The sequence below is a fragment of the Pseudomonas sp. MWU15-20650 genome (genome assembly GCF_023242475.1).
Taxonomy (GTDB): Bacteria; Pseudomonadota; Gammaproteobacteria; order Pseudomonadales; family Pseudomonadaceae; genus Aquipseudomonas.
This window is the reverse complement of record NZ_JALJFG010000036.1, coordinates 61966-68559: the sequence shown is the minus strand read 5'-3', so window position 1 is coordinate 68559 and position 6594 is coordinate 61966. Positions and strand designations below refer to the sequence as shown.

At 55.0% G+C, this 6594-nt stretch carries 7 protein-coding genes and 2 pseudogenes; 4 read left to right on the top strand and 5 right to left on the bottom strand.

Annotation, left to right across the window (positions count from 1 at the left end):
* A partial coding sequence (locus tag M5B43_RS22545) for an RHS repeat-associated core domain-containing protein (RefSeq protein WP_248752145.1) occupies positions 1–571 on the top strand: 571 nt, incomplete at its 5' end.
* A gap of 2 nt (positions 572–573) precedes the next feature.
* Complete coding sequence (locus tag M5B43_RS22540) at positions 574–1230, top strand: hypothetical protein (protein ID WP_248752144.1); 657 nt, start codon at positions 574–576, stop codon at positions 1228–1230.
* Between the two features lie 184 nt (positions 1231–1414).
* Here the strand turns inward: M5B43_RS22540 and M5B43_RS22535 are convergent.
* Positions 1415–2008, bottom strand: a pseudogene (locus tag M5B43_RS22535) (transposase); the annotation flags it as partial.
* A 245-nt stretch (positions 2009–2253) separates the two neighbouring features.
* Between M5B43_RS22535 and M5B43_RS22530 the strand changes: the two are divergent.
* A pseudogene (locus M5B43_RS22530) lies at positions 2254–2490 on the top strand (terminase); the annotation flags it as partial.
* A 26-nt stretch (positions 2491–2516) separates the two neighbouring features.
* Here M5B43_RS22530 and M5B43_RS22525 read toward each other — a convergent pair.
* The 3 genes from M5B43_RS22525 to M5B43_RS22515 form a co-directional block, all read right to left on the bottom strand.
* The gene (locus tag M5B43_RS22525) at positions 2517–3314 is read right to left on the bottom strand and encodes an acyl-CoA thioesterase domain-containing protein (protein ID WP_248752143.1); all 798 of its coding nucleotides are present in this window, start codon (positions 3312–3314) and stop codon (positions 2517–2519) included.
* An 89-nt stretch (positions 3315–3403) separates the two neighbouring features.
* On the bottom strand, positions 3404–4165 hold the full coding sequence (locus M5B43_RS22520) for a CHAD domain-containing protein (protein ID WP_248752142.1): 762 nt from the start codon (positions 4163–4165) through the stop codon (positions 3404–3406).
* 44 nt (positions 4166–4209) lie between these two features.
* Entirely contained in the window at positions 4210–4488 is a 279-nt protein-coding gene (locus tag M5B43_RS22515; RefSeq protein ID WP_010176194.1) for a hypothetical protein, read from the bottom strand.
* Positions 4489–4704: 216 nt separating this feature from the next.
* Here M5B43_RS22515 and M5B43_RS22510 point away from each other — a divergent pair, with 216 nt between their 5' ends.
* Positions 4705–5742 carry a patatin-like phospholipase family protein gene (locus tag M5B43_RS22510; RefSeq protein ID WP_248752141.1) on the top strand — a complete coding sequence of 346 codons (1038 nt, stop codon included), beginning with the start codon at positions 4705–4707 and terminating at the stop codon, positions 5740–5742.
* 157 nt (positions 5743–5899) lie between these two features.
* On the opposite strand, the gene M5B43_RS22505 is transcribed toward M5B43_RS22510, so the two are convergent.
* Complete coding sequence (locus M5B43_RS22505) at positions 5900–6589, bottom strand: response regulator (RefSeq protein WP_248752140.1); 690 nt, start codon at positions 6587–6589, stop codon at positions 5900–5902.
* Positions 6590–6594 lie beyond the last annotated feature (5 nt).

The following is a 6594-nucleotide window of genomic DNA, read 5'->3' as shown; positions in this document are numbered from 1 at the left end:
TCAGGGGCAGTATTTCGATCAGGAAAGCGGGCTGCATTACAACCGGCATCGCTACTACAATCCGGATATTGGTCGCTATTTGACGCCTGATCCGGTGAAGTTGGCGGGTGGGATCAATGGGTACCAGTACGTGCCCAATCCCACCGGGTGGGTGGATCCGCTGGGGTTGAGTAGATGTCCAGGCATTGATGGATGCAAGCCGGCACATCGCCTCGAAGATCCTGCGGAAAACGTCAAGACCAATGGGGGGGATGTAGAGCCTCCGAAAGGTTTCGATAGCAAATTTTCAAGAAACGGCGCATTTAGAAGAGCCAAGGAAATTGGAGGCATACCAAAAAATACTCAACCGATAGGCATCTACCGAGAAACCATTCGCGATCAGGGTCGCCATACTGTAGGGCGAGTGTACGTTTTCAGCTTAAAAAAGAACCACTTAACTAAAATTTATGAGCACTCACTAGGTCACAAAGAGGGCAACCACGGACCTCACTTCAACACTAAAAACACAGTAAATGAAATCAAAACCCCGTTAAAAGTTGGTGATGATTCACATACCTATTTCAAGAGATAAAAATGAAAACTGCATACATAAACGGATTCGGCATAAGGCCATGGGAAAGCGCACACCCTACAGACGATGTAAAATTCACTACTACAACATTGACAAACCATAACTTTAATAGCCTGTGGGAATCATGGTGTGAGATCATGGACCAGTTAGTAGACTGGCCTATAAAAAGAGAGTGGCGAGCCGCCACTGGCGCCGCATTCAATTCAAGAACTGAAGAATACTTATACAAAAAAAATCACACCAATACATTGAACGCTGAAGACCTATTCAAAAAAAACAAAAAAAGCAACATATATAGCACAATTAGAAACCTTCCTAACAGCCCACGAAATATAGACAATCTAGCTCTAGAGGGTTCTCACGACACTCTAATGATTATTGAAAAAAACAGAAGCGAAATAGAAAAACTTTGGACCAATATGACAATTTTTGAAAAGAGTATCACTCCTGAAAAAATAAGTATTTTCTTGGAGTCACAACCTGACACTATTTTATGCAGATTCTATGACTCAGAAACCCACACCGCAGCTCAATTTTTTTACATAACTAACGATAACGACAACACCCTCCTCAACCTTATGGAACACAACTTCAGCCAACTACACGAAAACGAAATTTGCAGCTATATAAACAACATTCAATCAGACCACCCAGCCTAACTATAAACCTTGGAAAAAATAACACTTCAACAGTCTCAGCGTCATCTGGCAGCACGATTTCAGCCGCTCAGTAGTACACCAAACAATGAAAAATCACCCCAAAGGAGCCATGACCGAATGGCACATACTTAACCTTCTTCGGGTGTCCATTTTTCCTGACCCCGGCCCTTGCCGCCGAGCGCGTCTACATCAGCATCGGGTAAAGCTTGGGCCTTCGTTTTATGGCGCGAGGCTCAATCCGTCCCGGCCGGTTTCCGACACGTTTTCTGGCGATCAACTTGAGTAAATCCTGCACCCTATCGTCTTGTTCGTCGAAGCTGTACTGCCACATCGCAAGGAATAATTGAAGGCTATGTTTAAAGCTAAGCGTGCGTGGCAAGCAATCAGCTAATAGCGCTGATTTGGCCATGATCAACCAAATCAAATTATGCGCCAGCAGATACACCCATAACTCTTTTACAGCCATGCCAGGCGTCTTGCAGCTCAACGTTTCAAGCCCCAGCGTTGTCTTGATATTGCGCAGATCCAGCTCAACATGTCATCGGTCTTTGTACAGTGATTTGAGCCCAGCTTTGGGTACTTGCTGCGGGCAGTTCAAGGTAGTTACCAGGATTTTTCCGCCGGTTTTCAGTTCACGTACTGTCAGTGTTTCAGGCGCATCGTCGTAATAGGTTTGGCTCATCCAGGAAGGTCGATTCTTAGGTTTTGTCAGCTCAACCAAATGATCTTCCGGCCCCAGCGATTGCCCGAGCCGAAAGTCGGTACTGCGCCGCCTAGAGGAAAGAACCATGAATTAAGGACAGGAAAGGCCTATTTTTTGACCGACTCATGATTTTTTGAACCTCAAGCAGAGAGTGCATGAAAAATCGGTGAGTACTTCAGACCTTCCCTAACTCAGCTTGCTATTAAACAAACGTTACAAAAGCGAGGCTATGGCCCCCATAGTCAGTCTTGATTCGCCGCCTCAACCGCCGCCACCTAAACTCTGTTCAAGTTGTTTAAACGGACAGAGGATTCACGATCATGGGCAAACGTCATCCCAATCTCCCCGCCTGGCAATGGCGCCACTCGCCACAAACCCCTCAGCACCCGACCAACCTGGCGCTGCAGTTGATCGCTGTGCCGTTGTTTATCATCGGCTTTCTGTTGATCGTTTCCGGCGTGTTCAGCCTGAGCCTGGTCAGCTTTGCCGTAGGTGTCGTCGGCATCGTGGCAGGCGTGGCGTTGCAGCGTCATGGCCATCGCCTGGAAGCCCAGGCCCGTTTCTTTTGAACGCTGCCTGGCAGTCAGGCGAACACCACCACGGTCTGGCGGCTGATGGCGATCAACTCGCCGGTCGGGCCCCATAACGCAGCGGCGGCGTGACCGTAACCGTCACGGGCGTGTTCGATATTCACGTAGTACTGGCACCAGTCGAGGGTGCTCAAGTCTTGTAGCGGCTGGATGAACTCGATGGTCCAGGTCAGGGTGCTGCCCGGCGCAGGCTTTTTCAGGTGCGGCAGCAAGGCCGGCGGCCAGGCGTCGACCAGGGCGAGGATGTGTGCCTCGGTCAGTGGTTCCTCTTTCACATCCCCACGTAACCGTACCCAGCCGCCCATGTCGCGGGATTTATTGCCGGTAAACGGCAAGCCGCCGACACTCCAGCGCATCGCCAGGTGGCGCATGAACTCGGGGGTAACACCCTTGATATAGGGCAGCTCCTGGCACTCATCCCAGTGTTTGAACACGGGCGGCGGTTCGCTCGCCACGGCAATTTCCGACGCCCGAGGCGCGCCAAAACTGGCCTGGACCAGCGTCGCCACTTCACCGTCCTGCACGACGCGACCCAGCAACTGGCTGACGGCCTTGCCTTCGCGTAGCACTTCGACTTGATAGCTGGCAGGTACATCTGGCGCGACCGGGCCGACAAAGGTGACGGCCAGGGAGCGTAATGGCCGATCAGCCGGCACCTGCGCACGCAAGGCTTCGTATTGCAAGGCGGCGACCAGGCCACCGAACGTTGCGCGGCCTTGCGCCCATTCAGCGGGGATGGTGACATCCAGCGGGTGGCGACGGGCAGCATCGAGCAAATCACTAAAGCGCATGGCGACCTCACATCAATCAAACCGATGGGTGATCTTAACCATCGGGCCCTGCCGACACAGCGCCCATTCCGGCCAAAAACCGGACCGTTTTAGAAACAATCGGCGCGCAGTTTCTCCAACACTTGGTCCGCCTGCCCTTGTGCCTTGATCATCGTGCGATGCCAAACCGCAACACAGGGCTGTAAATCCGCCTCGTGCCCGGCCTGGGCCAACCATTGCCAGCAGTCATGCCAGTCACCCAGTGCGCTTTGGGCATTCTTCAAGCGCGACATCGCGTTATCAGGCAACGTGTCCAGTTCGGGATAAGCTTCAGCGGCGTAGCGCACCCGCTTGATCAGCAAGCGCAGCCGGTGACGATCATGGCTGGGATCCTGCAGAGCGTCATCGAGTGTGCGCCATTGTTTGGCCAAACGTTTTTCGATACGCGGGCGCAGGCCCTTGAGCAGTTTCTGATGCTGGGACGCCCGGATAAACCGTGGGAATGCATCAAGGATCAATAACAGTTGCGCCAGCTCCGGGCTCTGCGCCACCTGCCGATAGGCCGCGGGCTGCAGGCGCAAGCGCCGATCAGCCGCGTCGTGATAACCGTGCTGGTGCAAATACGCCGCGAGGACCTCGCGGTCACGTAGCGGCGTAGTCAACTGGCCGACCGCGCTGGCGGCCAGTTCGAGCTGTTCGACACCCGGCAGCCCTCTCAGAGGACGCAACAGACTGCGCAGGCGTCGCACGGTGGTGCGCAAATCATGAAGCGCTTCATCGTCAGTAACGGCAGTGAGGCGAGCCTGGCAGCTCAGTAACCCTACTTCCAGGCCAATGACCTGAGCGACTAACTGATTGACCAAAGCTGACATCCTGCCCTCACTTTTCGATGAAAATTCCTACTCGCAGCGACAGATCAACGCCCGGCGCGAGACTCACGAATGTAGAACCGCGCCTTCTCGGCCTTGTTGGAGCAGCCTTCAAACGCTTCAAATTGCTGCTGGGTCTTGGCGCCGGTCAACAGGGACAGGGCCTTGGAGTAACTCACGGTCCCGGCGAAACCCTCAGCCTTGGCCAGGTCCAGCTCATGCCACGCTGCATCCAGTTGCGTGCCGCAGCTGTCGCGGTAAGCGGTTTTCCCGGCGCAACCGGCCAGGGCCAACACGATCACAGGCACACACATCCAGGCTTTCATCGATAACACCTCAAATAAAGAAAAACAGTCGTACGGAATAGACGCTACCTACAAGAAAAAGTGCCTTGTCCGGCTGCCTGAAACCCAAACTGACTATAGCCAGAGCATACCCGAGCCCCCTGAGTATTCTGGAAAAATATTTCACCCGTTGATGGAGATTGAAGCCTCTGCCTGGATGGGTGCATTGTGGGCACTGGTTTTTCGAGGGGTCAGGTCATGAAGAAACGTGTTGCCTTAGTGTTGGGCTCCGGTGGGGCCAGGGGCTACGCCCACATCGGGGTGATCGAAGAAATCGAACGACGTGGTTATGACATCGCCTGCATCGCCGGCTGCTCCATGGGTGCCGTGGTGGGCGGAATCTATGCTGCCGGCAAACTGGACGAGTATCGAAACTGGATCGAAAGCCTCGACTACCTCGACGTGCTACGCCTGGTGGACGTGAGCTTTCGCCTGGGGGCGATTCGCGGCGAGAAAGTCTTCGGGCAAATCCGCAAGATCGTCGGCGAAATCAATATCGAAGAACTGCGCATCCCCTACACCGCCGTCGCCACGGACCTTACCAACCAACAGGAAATCTGGTTCCAGGAGGGCTGCCTGCACCAGGCCATGCGCGCCTCCGCAGCGATCCCCAGCCTGTTCACGCCGGTGATGCAGGGCAACCGTATGCTGGTGGACGGAGGCTTGCTCAACCCGCTGCCCATCGTGCCGGTCGTGTCCAGCCATTGCGACTTGATCATTGCGGTCAACCTCAATGCCACCAACCAGAAGCACTACCAGTTGCCGGTGATCCAACGCCCGCCCGCCTTCAAGAGTCGCTTCGACAGCCTGGTGAAATCACTGGGTTCGCACTTGCCGTTTCGACGCAAGCAGGCTGAGCAATTGTTGAAGCTGGAGCAAGAAGCGCTGCACGCCCAGGCCGCGGACATAAACCCATGGCTGGACTCTGCCGAACCCGAAGCCCAGCAACCGGCCGCTGCGCCGGAAAAAGACGGCGCCCCCAAGTCGGCGACCGGCTCGTTCATCATTGATAACGTCGGCCCTGCGTCGCTGCTGGACCTGATCAACCAGAGTTTCGAGGTGATGCAAACGTCATTGGCGCAATACAAGATCGCCGGGTACCCGCCGGACGTGCTGATCAACGTGCCGAAGCGGGTATGCCGGTTTTTCGAGTTCTATAAAGCGCCGGAGTTGATCGCTTTGGGGCGTGAGATTGCCAGTGATACGTTGGATCGGTATGAGAGTGAGCAGAGTTGAGTTGAGTTGAGTTGAGTTGAGTTGAGTTGAGTTGAGTTGAGCGTGTTGCTGATGGCCTCTTCGCGAGCAAGCCCGCTCCCACATTTTGATCTGTGAATACATTCAAAGTGTGGGAGCAGGCTTGCTCGCGAAAGGGCCGGCCCAAACAGCGATAAACTCAAGCACCCAGCAAGCGATACCCCACCCCTGGCTCAGTCACGATAAACCGCGGTTGAGTCGGGTCATCCGCCAGTTTCTGACGCAGGTGCCCCACCACGATACGCAGGTAGTGGCTGTCTTCGGTGTGGGTCGGCCCCCAGATGTCCTTGAGCAGTTGTTGCTGGGTAATCACCCGGCCAGGATGGCGCGCCAACTGCGCCAGTACCGCGTACTCCTTGCGGGTCAGCGCCACTTCGGCACCGTCCAGCAGTACGCGTCGATAGGCCAGGTCTACCGTCAGCGGGCCGAAACTCAACGCGGCCTCCTGGGCCTCTCCCGCCGGAGCCTGGCGCAACAACGCACGAACGCGAGCGAGAAACTCCTGGATGCCAAAGGGTTTGGTCACATAGTCATTGGCGCCATTGTCCAGTGCCTCGACCTTTTGCACTTCGCTGGCCCGCACCGACAGCACCAGTACCGGCACCGTCGACCACTCGCGAAACTCGCGCAGCACTTGCTGACCGTCCATGTCGGGCAAGCCGAGGTCAAGTACCAGCAAGTCCGGTTTGCTCAATGCCGCTTGGGCGAGCCCTTCGTTGCCTGTGCCGGCCTCGATCACCTTGTAGCCCTGGGAGGCCAAGCTGATACGCAAGAACTTGCGAATCTGCGGTTCGTCATCAATGACTAAAATCGTCGCGGTCTGGCTCATGGTGT